The sequence below is a fragment of the Erythrobacter sp. SN021 genome, assembly GCF_021864455.1.
On record NZ_JAKKUW010000001.1, the window covers coordinates 846,822 to 864,588 of the forward strand.

A 17,767-nucleotide genomic window follows, 5' to 3' on the forward strand; every position below is an offset into this window, starting at 1 on the left:
ACGATGCCGCAAAACAGGTTCGACACGTGACTGCAAAAATGTTCTCCCGACTGCTCTCCGTCGCTGCAGCCGCTGGCCTCGCCGCTACGCCCATTGTCGGTCAAGCCCAGCAGGCCACGGCACAGGGCGATTTACTCGGCCTTCCAAGCGATCTCAGCATGTTGGGTGAGACCGACCCCAATCGCCGCGTGGCAACGGCACTGGTTAACGGTTTCGTCATTACGGAAACCGACGTCAATCACCGCGTCGCCTTGCTTCTAGCGGCGAACCAGCGCCCAGTGAGCGATGAGGAAATGATCCGTATCCGCATGCAGGTGCTACGCAATCTCATCGACGAGACCCTGCAGATCCAGGCTGCCGAAGCACAGGAAATGGAGCTTCCCCAAGCTGAAGTCGACCAGACGTACAACCGCGTCGCGGCGCAGAACTTCGAACAGAACCCCCGGGCGATGGACGAATATCTTCGTTCGATCGGCTCCTCGCCCGAATCGCTGAAGCGCCAGATCAAAGGCGAAATGGCATGGAACAACCTTCTGCGCCGGAACGTCTCGCCCTTCATCAACGTCTCGGCCGAGGAGGTGAACGAGCTTATCGAACGGCTCGAAGCTTCGCGCGGCACCGAAGAATATCGGCTCGGTGAAATTTACCTCTCGGCCACCCCGGAAACGCAAGCAGCGGTCGAGGCCAACGCCAACAAGATCGTCGAACAGTTGCGCCAAGGCGGCAGCTTCGTTGCCTATGCGCGCCAGTTTTCCGAAGCCTCGACCGCGGCGGTCGGTGGCGATCTGGGCTGGATCCAGCTCGCGCAGCTCAAGAACGCGGAACTGGAAGCCGTCGCCCGCGAAATGAACCCCGGCCAGCTCGTCGGGCCGATCCGTATTCCGGGTGGTTTTTCCATCCTCTACCTGATCGACAAGCGGCAGGTGCTGATGGCAGATCCGCGCGATGCCGTACTCAGCCTGAAACAGATCCAGATCACTTTCGATCCCGGCACTTCGGAGGCAACCGCGCAGCAGCGAGTTGCCCGCTTTACCGAAGGTGTGCAGGCGATCCGTGGCTGCGGCGATGCCGAAAATGCCGCCGCGGCATTGGGTGCCACCGTGGTCACCAACGATCAGATCCGCGTGCGTTCCCTGCCCGATCAATTGCAGAATATTCTCCTGCAGCTTCAGGTCGGCCAGTCCACTCCGCCCTTCGGTTCGTTCGAAGAAGGCGTGAGGGTTCTGATGCTATGTGGCCGCGACGACCCTCAGATCGCGGAAGGCCCGGACTTCGACCAGCTGATGGGTCAGCTCGAGAACGAGCGTGTCGAAAAGCGCGCTCAGCGGTATCTCCGCGATCTGCGCAACGACGCTTACATCGAGTATAATTGACGAAGGACATGGCTGCCCTCGCCGTCTCGCTTGGCGATCCGGCGGGGATCGGGCCTGAGATCATCGCCGAAAGCTGGGCGCGGCGCCACGACATGGCGCTTGCGCCCTTCTTCGTGGTGGGGGGAGCGGGCGTTCTTGCCGAAGCGGCAGGGGCGCGCGGTCTAGCTGTCGAAATTCAACGCATCGAGGCGCCCTCGCAAGCGGCACGCGTCTTCGAAAATGCCCTGCCGGTCCTGGGGCAGGAAGATTGCGATGCGATACCCGGCAATCCGGACGATCAAGGCGCCGCGCTGGCGATGCATTCGCTCGCAGAGGCAACCCGGCATGCTTTGCTGGGGACAGCCTCGGCAGTGGTGACTGCACCGATAGCTAAGGCCCAGCTAGCCCGCGTCGGTTTCGAATATCCCGGCCAGACCGAATTTCTTGCGGATGTGTGCGGGCTGGAGCGCGAGGATGCAGTCATGATGCTCGCGGGACCAAGCCTGCGCGCCGTACCGCTGACCGTCCACTGCGCGCTTGCCGACGTGCCCACGCGGTTGACGCAGAGCCTGATCGAGCACCGGGCGCGCATCGTGGCCCAGGCATTGGCACGCGATTTGGGCATTACCTCCCCGCGTCTTGCCGTCTGCGGATTGAATCCTCATGCAGGCGAAGGGGGGCGTTTCGGTGACGAGGAAGCGCGCATTATCGAACCGGCGATCGAGGCGCTATCCGCCGAGGGGCTGCGCATAACCGGCCCGCATCCGGCAGACGCCCTTTTCACGCCGCGTGCCCGCCAGACTTACGATGTGGCACTGGCGATGTACCACGATCAGGCGCTGGTACCCCTGAAAGCTCTCGATTTCGACGAGGGTGTGAACGTTACGCTCGGCCTGCCCATCGTGCGAACCAGCCCCGACCACGGCACGGCCTTCGACATCGCGGGCAAGTCGCTTGCTCACCCCGGTGCCATGATCGCCGCGCTGAAACTGGCAGGCGACATGGCGACGCGGCGTGCCAGCCATGGCTAATCTGCCCCCCTTACGCGAAGTGATTGCCCGTCACGGGCTCAGCGCGTCCAAGGCGCTGGGCCAGAACTTCCTGTTCGACGAACAATTGCTGGACCGGATCGCCGCCATTCCGGGCGATCTTTCAGGCAAGCAGGTGCTCGAAGTCGGCCCTGGACCCGGAGGCCTGACCCGCGCCCTGCTGCGCAGCGGTGCGAGGGTTACCGCGATCGAGATGGACAAGCGCTGTCTCCCGGCTCTGGCCGAGTTGGGCGAGGCGTTTCCGGGACAGCTACGCGTGATCGAAGGCGATGCGCTCAGGCTCGATCATGCCGAGCTGATGGGCGGCGAGCCCTTCGCCGTGCTTTCCAACCTGCCCTACAATGTCGGAACAGCGCTGTTCGTCCGCTGGCTGGGCGGAGAACGTTGGCCACCCCTCTGGACCAGCCTCACGCTGATGTTTCAGCAGGAGGTTGCCCAGCGGATTGTCGCCCGGCCCGGCGGCTCGATCTACGGTCGGTTGGCGGTATTGGCACAATGGCGCAGTGACGCGAAGCTGGCGATGAAAGTCCATCGCAGCGCCTTCACCCCGCCGCCCAAAGTCATGAGCGCAATTGTCCATGTCGAACCCGGCGCGATGCCCGAAGGCGTTTCGGCGCGGATACTGGAACGGCTGACCGAAGCCGCATTCGGCCAGCGCCGGAAAATGTTGCGTCAGAGTCTCAAAGGCGTTTCCGGCGCGGTCGAGGCGCTGGAAGAGGTCGGGATCGACCCGCAAAGGCGCGCCGAGACCGTCTCGGTGGCGGAATTCGTTGCGCTGGCGCGAATCCTTTCAGTTTAGCCGACTTGTCCGACGATGCGCCGGTATAGGTGCCAGGTCGCGTGGCCGAAAACGGGCAGAACGATGAGAAGGCCCAGAAAAGCGGGCAGCATCGCCACCAGCAGCGACGCAGCGATCACCGCTGCCCAGACACATAGCAAGACCATATTCGCCCTGAACGCCGCAAGGCTCGCGATGATGGCAGTGAGGAAATCGACTTCACGATCCACCAGCATCGGCAGGCTGACAACCGTCACCGCATAGAAGGCCAGAGCCAGGATTGCGCCGACCAGCGTACCGACCGCCAGCATTGCCATCCCCTCGGGCGTGGCAAAGGCGGCCAGCGATTCCGATCCAACACCGGATTCGGCGAGGAAAATCGCGAAAATTCCATGCGCGATGATCATCCAGAAACTGAACGCGACGAACACGATGCCACCCATCATGATGAGCTGTTCGTCACCCCTGCCGCGCAGAGCCCCGAGTACGGCGCCCCAGCCAATCGGCAAACCCGCCTCGCGGCGGCGGCTGACCTCGTATAATCCGACTGCGGTGAACGGCGCGATCAGCGGAAATCCGGCCACCGCCGGGACGAACCACATCGGCTCGCCCCAGCGCATCAAGGCCACGAACAGGAACAGACCGGCCGCCACATAGATCGACGCGAAAAACAAGCCGAATAGTGGCCTGGCGAGGAAATCCGCCAGCCCCGCTCTAAGCGCACGGCCAAGATCCCCGATGGTGAGATCATTCGCGACCTGTTCCACGGATGCTGCGACATTGTTGGCGGCCTGCATGATACCGTTCCTCCCTTCCCACTTCCGGGAGATAGTCTGCATCAGGCCGCCCAGTGCATCAAGCGCTCGCCTTCTTTCTGAGCCTCCAGGCGTGCAGCAGCGGTTCGGTATAGCCGCTCGGCTGTTCGACGCCCTTGAAGATGAGGTCCTTCGCCGCGTTGAACGCCGCGCCGTCTTCGTTTTCCAGTAGCGGCTCGTAGGACGGGTCGCCCGCATTCTGCTGGTCCACCTTGGCCGCCATGCGGCGCAGGCTGTCCATCACCTGATCTTGCGAGATCACGCCGTGCAGCAGCCAGTTGGCGATATGCTGGCTGGAGATGCGCAATGTCGCGCGGTCTTCCATCAGGCCGACATCGTTGATGTCCGGGACCTTGGAACAGCCCACACCCTGGTCGACCCAGCGCACGACATAGCCGAGCAGGCCCTGGCAATTATTGTCCAGCTCCTCACGGATTTCCTCTTCGGACCAATTCACTCCATCGGCCAGCGGAATGGCGAGAAGTTCGTCGAGCTTCGCCGCATCGGGCAGGCCCTTCTGGATCTCGAACACATCCTCGCGGTGATAATGGATCGCATGGAGAGTGGCGGCGGTCGGGCTGGGAACCCAGGCCGTATTGGCGCCGGCGCGCAGATGGCCGATCTTCTCGATCATCATCTGGCCCATCAGATCGGGCGCGGCCCACATGCCCTTGCCGATCTGCGCCCGGCCCGAAAGGCCATGCGCGAGGCCAATGCCAACATTGCGCGCCTCATACGCCTTGAGCCAGGCGGAGTTCTTCATCTCGCCCTTGCGCATCATCGGCCCGGCGCGCATCGAGGTGTGAATCTCGTCACCCGTCCGGTCGAGGAAGCCGGTGTTGATGAAGACGATCCGGTCCCTCACCGCATGGATACAGGCGGCGAGATTGGCCGAAGTGCGGCGTTCTTCGTCCATAACGCCAACCTTGATCGTGTGGCGCGGCAGGCCGAGCAGGTCCTCGACCGCGTCGAACAGATCGTTGGTGAAGGCGCATTCCTCCGGCCCGTGCATTTTGGGCTTCACGATATAGATCGAGCCGCAGCGCGAATTGCCGTGCTTGCCCAAACCCGCAACGTCCTGCGCGCCGATGGCGCTGGTGACGACCGCATCGAGAATGCCTTCGGGAATGTCCGCCCCGTCCCAGCGCATCGCCGGATTGGTCATCAAATGGCCGACGTTGCGCACGAACATCAGGCTGCGGCCGGGCAGCGTGTGCTGCGTACCATCGGCATCGGTATAGCTCTTGTCGCCCGCCAGCTTGCGCGTCAGCGTCTTGCCGCCCTTGTCGAAGCTCTCTTCCAGATCGCCGCGGATAACGCCCAGCCAGTTGGTGTAGGCGAGCAGCTTGTCCTCGGCATCGACCGCCGCGACCGAATCCTCGCAATCGGCGATGGTCGTCAGCGCGGCTTCGAAATTGATGTCGGCCAGACCCAGCCGATCGGTCTTGCCGACCTGGCTATCGGGATCGACAACGAGTTCGATATGCAGGCCGTTATGCTTGAAGAGCGGCCCCTTTTCGGTCGTGCCGACCTGCTGCGAGGGATCGGCGAGCGTCGCGTTTTCCAGGCTGTCGAGATCGCTCCAGCTTCCCGATGCTAGCGGCACGATTTCATCGAGCAGCTTGCGCCCTTCGGCAATCACCGCCGCGCCGCGATCCTCGTCATAGCCGCCGGGGCGCGCGGGCGGCGCGTCGAGCGCATCGGTCCCATAGAGCGCGTCATACAGACTGCCCCAGCGCGCATTGGCGGCGTTGAGCAGGAAGCGTGCGTTGAGAATCGGCACCACGAGCTGCGGCCCGGCCATGGTGGCGATTTCGGGATCGACATTCTCGGTCCCGATGGTGAAATCGCCCGGTTCGGGGACGAGATAGCCGATATCGGTCAAGAAAGCGCGATAGTCTTCCGCGTCGTGCGACTTGCCCGCGCGCTCCGTATGCCACGCATCGATTTTGGCCTGCAAATCCTCGCGTTTTGCCAAAAGCGCACGATTGCGCGGGGCGAAACTGCCGAGCAATTGCGCAAGGCCCTGCCAGAATTCATCGACATCGCGGCCAAGCGGGCCAAGCACTTCGGTTTCGATGAACTCGGCAAGCTGCGGGTCGGCTTCGATCCCGGCGCGCGTAACGTATTGGGTCATGGAACTCCTCAGGCAGATGTAAGGCTGGCAATGTCGAACCCGGGGAGGAGCGGCACGGTCTATGCCGCCACCGGTTGATCAATGCAAGGTGCGGGGTGGACTTGCTTCTGCACACGATTAAGGACGTTACACATGAAACCAGGCACTGCCCCACAGGCCCTCATCGATACCATCGACGCCGATACCATGCTGCGTCAGGTTCAGGAATGGGCAGCGATCAATACCGGGACCGCCAACGTCGAAGGGCTCGACCGGATGGCGGGCGTGCTCGCCGATGCCTTCAGCACGTTGCCGGGCAATGTCGAACTGGTCGACCCGGCCACGGTCACCGCGATATCGAGTGAAGGCCACGAATTCGAAAAGCCGCATGGCAGGCACATGGTTTTGCGTGTGCGACCGGAGGCCGAACGCCGCTTCGTGCTGACCGGCCACATGGACACCGTCTTCCCCGTCGATCATCCGTTTCAGGAAACCACCTGGCTCGACGACGACACGATCAACGGCCCCGGCACCGCCGATATGAAGGGCGGCCTCAACGTCATCCTGCACGCGCTCATGACGTTCGAGACGATCGAAGGGGCAGAGCGCGTCGGTTACGATGTGATGATCAATTCGGACGAGGAAACCGGCAGCCTCGCGAGCCGCGGACTGATCGAGGAGCTCGCACGCGGGAAATATGCCGCTCTGACCTACGAGCCCAGCGCCCTGCCCGACGGCACGCTTGCCCATGCGCGCGGCGGGACGGGCAATTACTCGATCACCTTCACCGGCAAATCCGCCCATGCGGGCCGCAATCCGCATGACGGGCGCAACGCTATCGTCGCTGCCAGCGACCTGGTGCTGCGGATCAAGGCGCTGGAGGCGGAGGACATCACCGTTAACCCGGCCAAGATCGAAGGCGGCAGCGCGAACAATGTCGTGCCCGATCTGGCCATCTTGCGGTTCAACATTCGCCCTAAATCGACCGACGCGATGGCTCGCTTCGATGGCGAACTGGCTTCGATCCTGCGCTTGATCGAAACCGAACACCAAGTCGGCATCCACCGTCATGGCGGTGTCACCCGCCCGCCCAAGCCGGTCGATGAAAAGGCCCAGCGCCTGTTCGATCTGGTCAAGGCCTGCGGTGCCGAACTCGGTCAGCAGATCGGCTGGAAGAGCACGGGCGGGGTGTGCGACGGCAACAATATCGCCGCTACCGGCGTGCCAGTGGTCGACACAATGGGTGTGCGCGGCGGGGCGATTCACTCGCCCGACGAATTCATGATCGTACCTTCGCTTCGGGAACGCGCCGCTTTGTCCGCGCTCGTTCTGGCGAAGCTATCCACCGGAGACCATTTGTGACCTTTCGCCTGCGCGCTGCGCATATCAGCGACCTCGAGCACCTGTATGAGATGGCCAAGCTGACGGGCGGCGGTTTCACCAACCTTCCGGCTGATCGCGCGGCGCTCACCAGAAAGCTCGAGCGCGCGGACGAGGCATTCTCGCGCACCGAAGACGTGCTCGGCGACGACATTTTCACTCTCGTTCTGGAAAACACCGACACGGGTCAGGTGCGCGGAACCTGTCAATTGTTCAGCCAGGTCGGCCAGCAATGGCCATTCTACAGCTATCGCCTCACCACTCTGACCCAGCAAAGCCAGGAACTCGATCGCACGGTACGCGCCGAATTGCTGAGCCTCGTCACCGATCTGGAAGGCTCCTCCGAGGTGGGCGGGCTGTTCCTGCATCCGGGCGAGCGGGCCGGCGGGCTCGGCTTGCTGCTGGCGCGCAGCCGCTATCTCTTTATCGCGATGCACCGCCACCGCTTTGCCGACCGGATTTTGGCGGAACTGCGCGGGGTGATCGACGATCGCGGCGGATCGCCCTTCTGGGACGGTGTGGCAGGCCGGTTTTTCGGCATGACTTTCCAGGAAGCCGACTATTTCAACGCCATCAACGGGAACCAGTTCATTGCCGACCTGATGCCCAAGCATCCAGTCTATGTCGCCATGCTGGACGAAGAGGCGAAAAAGGTGATCGGCGTGCCCCACCCCTCCGGTCGCGCTGCCATGCGTATGCTCGAGAACGAAGGCTTCGCCGCCGAAGGTTATGTCGACATTTTCGATGGCGGCCCGACTATGACGGCGCGTACCGACAACGTGAAGAGCATTGCCGCATCGACGCCGAGCCGTGTTTCTGCGACCGATCTGGATAGCGGCGAGCGCGCACTGATCGCCGCCGGCACGCTGGGTACTTTCCGAAGTGCCTACGGTATGCGCGAGATTGCGGATGACGGTTCGGTCGTCATTGATGCGGCCTGCGCCGAACTGCTCGAAGTGAGCGAAGGCGACCAAGTGTGGAGCGTTGCGCGATGAGCGGACTGGTCGAAATCAATTTCGACGGGATCGTCGGACCAAGCCACAATTACGCGGGCCTCAGCCTCGGCAATATCGCCAGTGCGAGCCACAAAGGCGATGCGTCCTACCCGCGCGCCGCGGCGCTGCAAGGCATCGCCAAAATGCGCGGTAATATGGAACGCGGCCTGGTGCAGGGATTTCTGCTGCCGCTACCGCGTCCCAACTACGGCTTGTTACGCGAGCTCGCGGTCGCCGAGGATACAGAGCGCCCCCTGCTTGCGGCGGCCTGGTCGGCCAGTTCGATGTGGACTGCCAATGCAGCCACCGTCAGCCCCGCGCCCGACACCGCCGACGGGCGATGCCATCTGACCCCGGCCAACCTCGTCACCATGCTTCACCGCGGGCAGGAATGGCGCGACACGCAGGCGCAACTGAAGATCGCATTCGGCAACGAACGCCACTTCGCCGTGCACGATGCCGTGCCGCCCAGTTTCGGCGACGAGGGCGCAGCCAATCACATGCGCTTTTGCGAAAGCCATGATGCGCCGGGCGTAGAAGTCTTCGTCTATGGCAGGCCCGGTAGACGCTTCCCGGCGCGCCAGCACGAACAAGCAAGTCGCGCGGTCGCCCGACTTCATGGGCTCGATCCCGGCCGCTGCGTGTTTGTCGAGCAGAACCCCGAGGCGATCGAAGCAGGCGCGTTTCACAACGATGTGGTCGCCGTGGCGAATGAGGCGGTGCTTTTCGCGCATGAACGCGCCTTTGCCCATCGCGAGGATGCCTATGGAGCGATCCGCGAAGCGTTCCCCAAGCTGCAATTGGTCGAGGTGCCGGAGAACGCCATCAGCCTCGAAGAGGCGATCAAGACCTACCTCTTCAACGCTCAATTGCTGACGCTACCGAGCGGCGACATGGCGCTGGTCGTGCCAAGCGAATGCCAGGAAAGCGCCAGCGTATGGGCATGGTGCGAGCAGATGCTCGCCTCGAACGGTCCGATCCGGCAGGTTATTCCCGTGGATGTGCGCCAGTCGATGGCCAATGGCGGTGGCCCCGCCTGCCTGCGCCTGCGCGTGGTTGCCGATCCAGCCACGGTCGATGCGCGATTCCTGCTCGATGACGCCAAGGCGGATCGAATCGAATCGGTCATCGCCCAGATGTGGCCCAAGCGAATCGAGCCCTCCGACATCGGTTCAGAAAGCTTGGCGAAAACAGTGGTCGAGGCGCGCGAAGCCCTGCTCACCGTCCTATCGCTGGACGAACTCGCTTAACCCAGCATTTCAAGAGTTAACGCGCTGGACCGGTTTGTCGGGCATTCTTACACTGGCGCTTGTATTAACCACCGAATCACCCGGAAGTCCTGCGCTGGCACGGGCTTTGCTGGTATGGTCGTTAACCAGGAGATCGACGCGCACGTGCTTACCAGGGTGAAACGGCTATTCGTGATCAAGACGCGTTTCGAGGCGTATCTGATCATCTTCGCACTCGCCCTGGGCGCGATGACACGCGGCGCACATTACACGGTCGAATATCCCGGCATCGGCGGTTATCTGCTGTTCGCAGCCACGGCGGGCGCTGTCTTCCTCGGCGGCGCCAAGATCCTCGATGCGCTCAGATATGAGCGCGAAGCCCAGGCGGCAGAACTGCAAGACGCCGGTACCGGCTGACGCGGCAATACCGACACCCCCATTCCCGGATCGGGAAGGCGAACTTGCCCGGTGCCGATCGAGGGAAAACACGCTCCATGCCGCAGTCCAGGTCACTCGCTGGAAGGCGGCTGTTTCTGGCGCATCGTCGGCGTTCGGAAAAGGGGAAGGACGCCGCTACCACACTCCAGATCGTACGCCCGGGATATGCACGGTGGCGAGGGCGCTACTGGGGTTCATGGCGGCATTTGGCGCGAACGCACGCGGGGTTACTTAACTGTGCGGAATGCGGTGGGGGTTTCTGTTGCTAGCTACCCCCGGAGCCCCGGAATCCGCTTCTGTTGCCCGGTGGGTCCGACCGCGCTTTAGCTTTGTAAGATCAGGCCGTTAGGCCGTCAGATTACGCAGCAAGAGCGAGTGCTTCATTGTCATTGGCACTTGTGTGTTGTGAACAGTTTTACGGGGTACTCAGCCCGGGCAAAAACACTGTCTTTCAGCACACGTCGATCCTAGTTCGGCCCCGTCAAAAACCGCCCTTTAACAGCGGGTTATGGTGGAGCCGCCGGGTACTGCCCCCGGGTCCGTTGTACCTATTACACAGCGCCATTTATCGCCATATCCGGTCGAAACCGGCATATCCCATATAGCGATTCGAGGCTTAATGTGAAGTGAGCGGGTTTGCGTAGATGGTCCGTGGTCGCGAAACGGCGCTGCACCAGCCCGCACGTATCGAGCCCCACTCTATCCCATAGGGCCTTTTTCGGGCGCGTAATCGGGCCGCGCGGCACGCAATTCGTCGCGAATTTCCTTGAGCAGATCGAGTTCGGTTGGGCCGGAGGGTGCGGCTGGCTTCTCTTCCTCGAACTCGGCCATTACCTTCTTGGCATAACGTACCAGCAGGAAGACGATGAACGCCAGGATAAGGAAGTTGATGACTGCGGTGATGAAGCTTCCATAGCCGATCATCGCGGCGTCGGCTTCCTGCAAAGCGGCGTAATCATCCATCGCCCCTTGATAACCTTCAGGTACGCTCAGGAGGATGAAATAGCGGCTGAAATCCGCTCCTCCGAAGATCGCTCCGACCACCGGCATGATGATCTCGTCGGTCAGCGACTTGACGATCGCTCCGAAGGCCGCGCCGATAATCACCGCGACCGCGAGATCCATCACATTGCCCTTGGCAATAAATTTCTTGAATTCTTTAAACACGTGAACGGTCCCCTAACCCTTGTGATCGGCCTCATTCCTGCCATGGCCGCATTCCCGTCACAAGAACGCGTTAATCTTGATTGCCCGCCAAGGTGTGCTATCTAAGCAAGACACATTGACCAATTAGAAGGAACGTTCATGAACCGCCTGGCTGCATTTCGCACCTCCATCGTCGCTGCCGCGGCACTTGCGCTGTCAGCCTGCGGGATCAATTCGGTCCCGGCTGCCGAGGAAGCCGCCAAGGCCAAATGGGCAGACGTCGAAGCCGCGTTCCAAGAACGGGCCAATCTCGTCCCCAATCTCGAACAGATCGTAATGAGTTCGGCCGAGCAGGAACGTGAGACGCTCCAATCGGTAATTCAGGCCCGCGCATCAGCCACACGCCCCGAAATCCAGCTCGATGGCGACGATCTCGGAGATGCGGACAAAATGGCGCAGTATCAGGAAGCGCAGAACACATTCGGCGGTGCGCTCTCGCGCCTGATGGCCAATGTCGAAGCCTATCCCGAACTGCGCAGCCAGGAAAATTTCGGCCGCTTCATGACGCAGATCGAAGGGCAGGAGAACCGCATCCGTGTGGCCATTCGCGATTACAACGAAGCGGTCCGCCAGTATAACACCACGATCCGCACCTTCCCCGATACGATCGGCGCGAACATCATCCATGGCGCGGAACCGATGGTTCCCTACGAGGCGGTGACGCAGGGCGCGGAAGTCGCACCCGAACTCAACATGCGTTCGGATAGCGACGCCGCGAACTGAACGGCGCGACGATGCGCATGATCGCACGTTTAATCCTGCCGGTAGTGGCGGGGCTTGGCCTCCTCGGCGGCTTTGCCCTGCCCGCTGCCGCGCAGACCTTCCCCGAACGCGGCAGCGCGCCGGTCGTCGACGCGGCAAACATCATCGATGATGCCACCGAGGCTGCGCTGACGGAAAAGCTTGATGCGTTCGAGGAACGTAGCCAGCGGCAGTTCGTGATCGCCACAATTCCCGATCTCGAGGGATACGACATTTCCGATTACGGCTACCGACTGGGCCGTGAATGGGCGCTTGGCGACAGCGAGAACGATGACGGCATATTGCTTATCGTCGCACCGAACGAGCGGAAAATGCGTATCGAGGTCGGCTATGGGCTCGAAGGCATTATTCCAGACGGGCTCGCCTTCGAATATGTGGAGGGCATGAAGCCCTTCTTTCGCGACGACGATTATTCGGGCGGTATCGCCTGGGGCGCGGACCAGATCATCACCCAGCTCGAACTGCCGCCCGAGGAAGCCGCACGCCTGGCGCAAGAACGCAGCGAGGCGCGCGAGAGCGACGGCGGCTTTCCCATTGGCGCGCTGATCTGGCTCGGCTTCATCTTTTTCTTCTTCATCCTGCCGATGTTCGGCCGCGGACGTCGACGGCGCTATCGCCGCAGCGGTATTGGCGGCGCGGTGGGCGACATCATCCTGTGGGAAGCCGGAAAGGCGATCGCCCGTGGCCTCTCGGACGACGACTGGGGCGGCGGTGGTGGCGGCTTCGGCGGCGGAGGCGGCGGCTTTGGCGGCTTCTCCGGCGGGGGTGGCAGTTTCGGGGGCGGCGGCGCCTCGGGGGGGTGGTAATGGGCTATTTATCGCAAGCCGATCACACAATCGTATCCGACGCCGTGGCCGAGGCCGAACTGACCACGAGCGGCGAGATCGTCACCGTGTTGGCCGACCGCAGCGACGGCTACAGCGATGTCGTGCTGGTCTGGGCAGTCGCCCTATCCTTTTCGGCGATGAGCCTGTTTGCGATGGTCCCGCAACCCTTCATGGATTTATGGGACTCGCTGGTAGGCGGGTGGACGCATGTGTGGACTACGGGCGAGCTGGCTACCATGACCATTTCGCTAGGGCTGCTGGCCTTCGCACTTGGCTGGCTGCTGCTGAGCTGGGACCCGTTGCGTTTCGCCCTTACCCCCAGTCCGGTGAAATCCGCGCGCGTGCATGCGCGGGCAATCAAACATTTCAAGGTCGGCGCCGAACGGCGCACCCACGGCCGCACCGGCGTGCTCCTCTATCTCTCGATGCGCGAGCACCGCGCCGAGATTGTCGCCGACCAGCCGATCGCCGAAAAGGTCCCGGCAGAGGTCTGGGGCGAAGCGATGGCGGACATGCTGGCGGAGATCAAAGAGGGCCGCATTGCGGAAGGTCTCGCAGCCGGTGTGCGCGACGTAGGCAAGGTCCTGTCCGAGCATTTCCCGCGCGCCGAGGACGACCAGAACGAATTGCCGGACCGGCTGATCGAAGTCTGATCGCCCAGCCCGGGCGAGGGACCATTTGCCTTTCCTACTGCGCTGCGATTTGCCACGAGGATGGCGAGGGCCCTGACGCGTCTCCGGGGGGGGGCGCCTCGGTCGAAGTGTCACCCGGGCGATACCGGATGAAAAATGTCCAATTTCAGAATGTTGAAAGGAGAATGCCATGGGTGACACGGTGTCGCCTTTGTCACCCAGTCTGACGGTGCCCGATCATGACGCGGACGAGGAGATCGTCTGGCAGGGCAAATTCCTGACTACTTGCAAGCGCGGTCGCTGGGAATATGTGACCCGTCCGCGTGGCGTACGCGCTGCTGTCATCCTCGCGGTCGAGAACGGCCATGTCCTGCTGGTCGAACAGTACCGCGTACCGCTGGGCAGAAGCTGCCTCGAACTGCCCGCCGGCCTGATCGGCGACGAGACCGAGGGCGAAGCACCGCTCGCCGCCGCGGCCCGCGAGCTGGAGGAAGAGACCGGCTATCGCGCAGCGCGGCTGGAGGATTGCGGCGAATTCTACTCCTCGCCCGGCCTGCTCGGAGAGAGTTTTACCATGGTCCGCGCGCACGATCTGACCAAGATCTCCGAAGGCGGCGGGATCGAAGGCGAGAACATCACCGTCCATCGCGTAGCGCTGGCCGATCTGCCCAGTTTTATCGTTGCCAAACGAAACCAAGGTTGCGGGATCGACGTACGCATGCTCCTGTTGCTCGGACAAGGGATTCTGGCAGGAGAGTGACAATGACTGGACGGTGTGCGGGCAAACTCGCCCTGGTAACGGGGGCGGCCCAAGGCCTCGGGCGCGCGCATGCGACGCGGCTTGCCGAAGAAGGCGCGCGGGTGCTGTGCACCGACATCAACGGCAAAGGCGCGGCGGAGAGTGCAGCGCTGATCAACGATGCTCTGGGCGATGGCACGGCCTTTTCGATCGCGCATGACGTCACCGACCCAGCGGCATGGGAAGCGGCGGTCGATGCGGCTCGCGAAAACCTGGGCGGGCTCAACGTGCTGGTCAACAATGCCGGGATCGGCGTCGCGGGCAATATCGAGACTTGCGATTTCGACGACTGGAAGCGCTGTTTCGCGATCAATGTCGATTCGATCTTTCACGGCTGCCAGAAAGCGTTGCCCCTCATGCGCGAACATGCGCCCGGGTCGATCGTGAACATTTCGAGCATCGCCGGACTGATCGCCAGCGATACCATGCCTGCTTACAATGCCAGCAAGGCATCGGTGTGGATGCTGTCCAAATCGATCGCGCTGCACTGCGCCAAGAACAACATGCAGATCCGCTGCAATTCGGTGCACCCGACCTTCGTCGATACGCCAATCCTCGATGGCACGGCCAAGCACCACAATCTCGACAAGGGCGTGCTGCTCGACAAGCTGGCGCGGCAAATCCCGCTGAAATTCGTCGGCGAACCCAATGATATCGCCAACGCTGTGGTCTATCTGGCGAGCGACGAAAGCCGGTTTATTACCGGCGCCGAGCTGAAGCTCGATGGTGGGATTTCGGCGATGTGATTTTCAGAGGGCCGGAATCACAAGAGGGGCCAGATGGCCCCTCCCGGTTCTCTTTCAGTTCTGGTGGGCACGGCCGCCCGTATGAAAACCGGGTCGGTCTGGCGAGTAGCCGTGCTCAGTCGGCAATCAGGGCGATTGCCAGATAGATCAGGATGAAGCTGCCGAAGCCGAGCAGCGTCCCTGCGACGAAGCCCAGGCGGACCCAGGTGGCATCGATGCCGAAATAGCGGGCGATGCCGGAGCAGACCCCCATCAACTTGCCGCCGGTGCGATCGAGCCTGAAGCTCTTGGCCGGACGAACGGCATGGTCGGTTTCGCGGAATTTCAGGTCATTCATGCTATCAGTCCATTGGGCGAGGCGGGGATGATGGCCGTGGCGAAGAAGGCTGTCGACAGGGCCAGTGAGAAGGCAGCCGCGAAAAGCCTGCTGCTGTTTTCGTGAGAGAACATATTTCCTTTCCTTCGGGTTTTAGGTTGGGCGGCCGGCGGACCGATCAGGCGACGAGGCCGGCGGGGCTTGCGGGGATGATGGCTGCGGCCATGAACATCGCGGAAACGCTGAGAGCGAAGACGGCGGCGACAGCGCGGTTGCTGGCATAATCGAAGATGGACATTGGTAACTCCTTGAACCTTGGTTTGTTTTCCCGGACCATCCGGGATGCCCAATACATTGCAATCGGCGTGCCAAACTCAAGAAACCGCAGAAAACAGCCATTCCCGCCTGAACTCCTCCGTCCACCTTCGTTCAGCAATCCGAAAGGTTGGGAAATTTCACCAATTGTTGGAGCGACGCCTTTCGAGTGGCGGCAAGAGGCAGCGCGCGCTATCGCGCGTGGCATTCTATGGCGCTCGACCGCATCTCCCTGACCGATTTCCGCAATCATGCCGCGACCGAACTGGGCGAGACCGGCCAGTTCAACCTGCTGGTCGGCGAGAACGGTGCGGGAAAGACCAACATTCTCGAGGCACTCTCGCTGCTCGCGCCCGGCCGTGGGCTGCGCCGCGCCGCAATGGCAGATATGGTGCGCGGCGATAGTGAGACCGGCTTCGGAGTGGGGGCAAGTCTCGTACAGGGTGACGAAACTGTCCGTCTCGGCACCTATGCGGAGAGCGCCAATCCGGGACGACGACGCGTACGGATAAACGGGGCGGAGACCACCGCTACCAGTCTCGGCGAATGGCTCGCCATTACCTGGCTGACCCCGGCAATGGACGGTCTGTTCACCGGGCCGGCGAGCGACAGGCGACGCTATATGGACCGCCTCGCGCTCGCACTCGATCCCGCCCATGCGACCCATGCCGCCCGCTACGAGGCCGCGCTACGCGAACGCAACCGCCTGCTATCCGACATGCGCGAACCCGAAAGCGCTTGGCTCGATGCCGTCGAGGCGCAGATGATCCAGCATGGTTCCGCGCTGATGCAAGGTCGCGCGCGACTGGTCGAAACGCTCGCCGTGCGCCTGGCGGAAATGCCGGCCGAGCCCTTCGCCCGCCCGGCTCTCACCTATAATCCGGGCGCGCCCGATCATGTCGACGGGCTCAGCCAGGCGCTTTACGACAATCGCGGGCGCGACCGGGCCGCGCAGCGCACTCACGAAGGTCCCCATCGTGACGAGCTCGACGTGATCCACGCGGCCAAGCGTGTTTCTGCGGCGCAAAGCTCGACCGGCGAACAGAAGGCGATGCTGGTAGCCATGACGCTGGCGCATGCAGGGCTCGCAGCGCAGGGACGCGCGGGCCTGCTGCTGCTCGACGAGGTGGCAGCCCATCTCGACCCCCTACGCCGCGCGGCGCTGTTCGAGCAGTTGCGCGGCAGCGGAGCGCAGGTCTGGATGACGGGCACCGAACCGGCACCTTTCAGCTCGATCGCGGAAGAAGCAGCGATCTGGCGGGTGAGCGGCGGAGCCGTGGAGCGCGTCTAACCGGCCGGCTGCAGCGCCGCTTCGACATCGTCCACCGTATCCTCGACCAGCTCGGTGATACCTTCGGCGGTGGGATGGATACGATCGTCGAGAAACAGGCTCTGGTCCTCGTAAATGCTCTCGAGCCAAAAGGGCACCAGCCCCACACCGTATTCGCGCGCGAGTTCTCCATAGAGGCTATCGAACTGCTGCTGGTACTCCGCGCCATAATTGGGCGGCGAGCGCATGCCCATAAGCAGGACGGGAATTTCGCGGCCCCGCAGCTCTTCCAGCATGGCTTCGAAATTGGCGCGCGTCTGGTCGGGCTGGATGCCGCGCAGCATGTCGTTGCCGCCCAGTTCGAGGATCACGAGGTCGGGCTTTACCTTTTGCGCGTCGAGCGTGAAGGCAAGCCGCTGGCGACCGGCTGCACTGGTATCGCCCGATACACCGGCATCGATGACGCGCGCATTGATGCCCCGCCCGCGCATCGCATCTTCGAGCTGCTCGGGATAGCCCTGCTGCTCCTCCAGGCCGTAACCCGCAAACAGGCTGTCGCCGAAGGCCAGGATACGGCGCTCTGGGCCGTCGACCACGATGTCGGGAGCAGCAGCCACATCGCCACCCGTTGCCTCGGGCGCTTCCGCAACATCCTCGACGCTGCCGCAGGCAGCCAGTGAGAAAACGATAAGTGTAATCGACAAATGCCTTAGCCGCATCGGCGAGTTTCCTTGTGCAAGCC

At 62.5% G+C, this 17,767-nt stretch carries 20 protein-coding genes and 1 other RNA gene; 13 read left to right on the forward strand and 8 right to left on the reverse strand.

Going from position 1 to position 17,767, the window contains the following annotated elements:
* The first annotated feature begins 38 nt into the window (after positions 1–38).
* Genes L5849_RS04160 through rsmA form a run of 3 tightly spaced genes read left to right on the forward strand, consistent with a single transcriptional unit; the run spans position 39 to position 3,200 of the window.
* Entirely contained in the window at positions 39–1,373 is a 1,335-nt protein-coding gene (locus tag L5849_RS04160; protein ID WP_236924531.1) for a peptidylprolyl isomerase, read from the forward strand.
* A gap of 8 nt (positions 1,374–1,381) precedes the next feature.
* A complete protein-coding gene (gene pdxA, locus L5849_RS04165) occupies positions 1,382–2,383 on the forward strand; it encodes a 4-hydroxythreonine-4-phosphate dehydrogenase PdxA (protein WP_236924532.1) in 1,002 nt (333 codons plus the stop codon).
* Positions 2,376–3,200, forward strand: coding sequence for a 16S rRNA (adenine(1518)-N(6)/adenine(1519)-N(6))-dimethyltransferase RsmA (gene rsmA, locus L5849_RS04170; protein ID WP_236924533.1), 825 nt, complete (start codon positions 2,376–2,378; stop codon positions 3,198–3,200). The genes pdxA and rsmA overlap by 8 nt, the downstream gene beginning before the upstream one ends.
* Here rsmA and L5849_RS04175 read toward each other — a convergent pair.
* Both L5849_RS04175 and L5849_RS04180 read right to left on the reverse strand, forming a co-directional pair.
* Entirely contained in the window at positions 3,197–4,018 is an 822-nt protein-coding gene (locus L5849_RS04175) for a DUF2189 domain-containing protein (RefSeq protein WP_236924534.1), read from the reverse strand. The genes rsmA and L5849_RS04175 overlap by 4 nt on opposite strands.
* A gap of 16 nt (positions 4,019–4,034) precedes the next feature.
* Positions 4,035–6,131 carry a malate synthase G gene (locus tag L5849_RS04180; RefSeq protein ID WP_236924535.1) on the reverse strand — a complete coding sequence of 699 codons (2,097 nt, stop codon included), beginning with the start codon at positions 6,129–6,131 and terminating at the stop codon, positions 4,035–4,037.
* Positions 6,132–6,263: 132 nt separating this feature from the next.
* On the opposite strand from L5849_RS04180, the gene L5849_RS04185 reads away from it, so the two are divergent.
* From L5849_RS04185 to L5849_RS04200, 4 genes are all read left to right on the forward strand, one after another.
* Positions 6,264–7,472 carry a hydrolase gene (locus L5849_RS04185; RefSeq protein WP_236924536.1) on the forward strand — a complete coding sequence of 403 codons (1,209 nt, stop codon included), beginning with the start codon at positions 6,264–6,266 and terminating at the stop codon, positions 7,470–7,472.
* Positions 7,469–8,485 carry an arginine N-succinyltransferase gene (locus L5849_RS04190; protein ID WP_115417248.1) on the forward strand — a complete coding sequence of 339 codons (1,017 nt, stop codon included), beginning with the start codon at positions 7,469–7,471 and terminating at the stop codon, positions 8,483–8,485. Before L5849_RS04185 ends, L5849_RS04190 begins: the two co-directional genes overlap by 4 nt.
* Positions 8,482–9,735, forward strand: a complete 1,254-nt coding sequence (locus L5849_RS04195; RefSeq protein WP_236924537.1) for an N-succinylarginine dihydrolase — start codon at positions 8,482–8,484, stop codon at positions 9,733–9,735. Before L5849_RS04190 ends, L5849_RS04195 begins: the two co-directional genes overlap by 4 nt.
* Before the next feature lie 114 nt (positions 9,736–9,849).
* Positions 9,850–10,131: a hypothetical protein gene (locus tag L5849_RS04200; protein ID WP_255703817.1), complete on the forward strand. Its 282-nt coding sequence runs from the start codon at positions 9,850–9,852 to the stop codon at positions 10,129–10,131.
* Positions 10,132–10,436: 305 nt separating this feature from the next.
* Here L5849_RS04200 and ssrA read toward each other — a convergent pair.
* Positions 10,437–10,782, reverse strand: a transfer-messenger RNA (tmRNA) gene (gene ssrA / locus L5849_RS04205).
* 69 nt (positions 10,783–10,851) lie between these two features.
* Positions 10,852–11,319: a large conductance mechanosensitive channel protein MscL gene (gene mscL, locus L5849_RS04210; RefSeq protein ID WP_236924538.1), complete on the reverse strand. Its 468-nt coding sequence runs from the start codon at positions 11,317–11,319 to the stop codon at positions 10,852–10,854.
* Between the two features lie 138 nt (positions 11,320–11,457).
* On the opposite strand from mscL, the gene L5849_RS04215 reads away from it, so the two are divergent.
* The 5 genes from L5849_RS04215 (at position 11,458) to L5849_RS04235 (ending at position 15,124) form a co-directional block, all read left to right on the forward strand.
* On the forward strand, positions 11,458–12,081 hold the full coding sequence (locus L5849_RS04215) for a LemA family protein (protein ID WP_115417255.1): 624 nt from the start codon (positions 11,458–11,460) through the stop codon (positions 12,079–12,081).
* Between the two features lie 11 nt (positions 12,082–12,092).
* Entirely contained in the window at positions 12,093–12,926 is an 834-nt protein-coding gene (locus L5849_RS04220) for a YgcG family protein (RefSeq protein WP_236924539.1), read from the forward strand.
* Positions 12,926–13,600: a TPM domain-containing protein gene (locus L5849_RS04225; RefSeq protein ID WP_236924540.1), complete on the forward strand. Its 675-nt coding sequence runs from the start codon at positions 12,926–12,928 to the stop codon at positions 13,598–13,600. Before L5849_RS04220 ends, L5849_RS04225 begins: the two co-directional genes overlap by 1 nt.
* 169 nt (positions 13,601–13,769) lie before the next feature.
* A complete protein-coding gene (locus L5849_RS04230) occupies positions 13,770–14,339 on the forward strand; it encodes an NUDIX hydrolase (protein WP_115417258.1) in 570 nt (189 codons plus the stop codon).
* A gap of 2 nt (positions 14,340–14,341) precedes the next feature.
* The gene (locus L5849_RS04235) at positions 14,342–15,124 is read left to right on the forward strand and encodes an SDR family oxidoreductase (protein ID WP_236924541.1); all 783 of its coding nucleotides are present in this window, start codon (positions 14,342–14,344) and stop codon (positions 15,122–15,124) included.
* 115 nt (positions 15,125–15,239) lie between these two features.
* On the opposite strand, the gene L5849_RS04240 is transcribed toward L5849_RS04235, so the two are convergent.
* From L5849_RS04240 to L5849_RS04250, 3 genes are read right to left on the reverse strand one after another with little or no spacing between them, the layout of a single operon-like run.
* On the reverse strand, positions 15,240–15,461 hold the full coding sequence (locus L5849_RS04240; protein ID WP_236924542.1) for a PspC domain-containing protein: 222 nt from the start codon (positions 15,459–15,461) through the stop codon (positions 15,240–15,242).
* Positions 15,458–15,574, reverse strand: coding sequence for a recombination protein F (locus L5849_RS04245; protein ID WP_194294739.1), 117 nt, complete (start codon positions 15,572–15,574; stop codon positions 15,458–15,460). Before L5849_RS04245 ends, L5849_RS04240 begins: the two co-directional genes overlap by 4 nt.
* Positions 15,575–15,618: 44 nt before the next feature.
* The gene (locus tag L5849_RS04250) at positions 15,619–15,738 is read right to left on the reverse strand and encodes a recombination protein F (protein ID WP_115417264.1); all 120 of its coding nucleotides are present in this window, start codon (positions 15,736–15,738) and stop codon (positions 15,619–15,621) included.
* A gap of 228 nt (positions 15,739–15,966) precedes the next feature.
* Here L5849_RS04250 and recF point away from each other — a divergent pair, with 228 nt between their 5' ends.
* Positions 15,967–17,046 carry a DNA replication/repair protein RecF gene (recF, locus tag L5849_RS04255; RefSeq protein WP_115417266.1) on the forward strand — a complete coding sequence of 360 codons (1,080 nt, stop codon included), beginning with the start codon at positions 15,967–15,969 and terminating at the stop codon, positions 17,044–17,046.
* On the opposite strand, the gene L5849_RS04260 is transcribed toward recF, so the two are convergent.
* Complete coding sequence (locus tag L5849_RS04260) at positions 17,043–17,744, reverse strand: arylesterase (protein WP_236924543.1); 702 nt, start codon at positions 17,742–17,744, stop codon at positions 17,043–17,045. The genes recF and L5849_RS04260 overlap by 4 nt on opposite strands.
* Between the last annotated feature and the right edge of the window lie 23 nt (positions 17,745–17,767).

Excerpts from the sequence above, each read along its gene's own strand:
- L5849_RS04160 (WP_236924531.1), top strand. The coding sequence starts at position 39 with ATGTTCTCCCGACTGCTCTCCGTCGCTGCAGCCGCTGGCCTCGCCGCT.
- pdxA (WP_236924532.1), top strand. The coding sequence starts at position 1,382 with ATGGCTGCCCTCGCCGTCTCGCTTGGCGATCCGGCGGGGATCGGGCCT.
- rsmA (WP_236924533.1), top strand. The coding sequence starts at position 2,376 with ATGGCTAATCTGCCCCCCTTACGCGAAGTGATTGCCCGTCACGGGCTC.
- L5849_RS04175 (WP_236924534.1), bottom strand. The coding sequence starts at position 4,018 with ATGCAGACTATCTCCCGGAAGTGGGAAGGGAGGAACGGTATCATGCAG.
- L5849_RS04180 (WP_236924535.1), bottom strand. The coding sequence starts at position 6,131 with ATGACCCAATACGTTACGCGCGCCGGGATCGAAGCCGACCCGCAGCTT.
- L5849_RS04185 (WP_236924536.1), top strand. The coding sequence starts at position 6,264 with ATGAAACCAGGCACTGCCCCACAGGCCCTCATCGATACCATCGACGCC.
- L5849_RS04195 (WP_236924537.1), top strand. The coding sequence starts at position 8,482 with ATGAGCGGACTGGTCGAAATCAATTTCGACGGGATCGTCGGACCAAGC.
- L5849_RS04200 (WP_255703817.1), top strand. The coding sequence starts at position 9,850 with ATGGTCGTTAACCAGGAGATCGACGCGCACGTGCTTACCAGGGTGAAA.
- L5849_RS04215 (WP_115417255.1), top strand. The coding sequence starts at position 11,458 with ATGAACCGCCTGGCTGCATTTCGCACCTCCATCGTCGCTGCCGCGGCA.
- L5849_RS04220 (WP_236924539.1), top strand. The coding sequence starts at position 12,093 with ATGCGCATGATCGCACGTTTAATCCTGCCGGTAGTGGCGGGGCTTGGC.
- L5849_RS04225 (WP_236924540.1), top strand. The coding sequence starts at position 12,926 with ATGGGCTATTTATCGCAAGCCGATCACACAATCGTATCCGACGCCGTG.
- L5849_RS04230 (WP_115417258.1), top strand. The coding sequence starts at position 13,770 with ATGGGTGACACGGTGTCGCCTTTGTCACCCAGTCTGACGGTGCCCGAT.
- L5849_RS04235 (WP_236924541.1), top strand. The coding sequence starts at position 14,342 with ATGACTGGACGGTGTGCGGGCAAACTCGCCCTGGTAACGGGGGCGGCC.
- L5849_RS04240 (WP_236924542.1), bottom strand. The coding sequence starts at position 15,461 with ATGAATGACCTGAAATTCCGCGAAACCGACCATGCCGTTCGTCCGGCC.
- L5849_RS04245 (WP_194294739.1), bottom strand. The coding sequence starts at position 15,574 with ATGTTCTCTCACGAAAACAGCAGCAGGCTTTTCGCGGCTGCCTTCTCA.
- L5849_RS04250 (WP_115417264.1), bottom strand. The coding sequence starts at position 15,738 with ATGTCCATCTTCGATTATGCCAGCAACCGCGCTGTCGCCGCCGTCTTC.
- recF (WP_115417266.1), top strand. The coding sequence starts at position 15,967 with ATGGCGCTCGACCGCATCTCCCTGACCGATTTCCGCAATCATGCCGCG.
- L5849_RS04260 (WP_236924543.1), bottom strand. The coding sequence starts at position 17,744 with ATGCGGCTAAGGCATTTGTCGATTACACTTATCGTTTTCTCACTGGCT.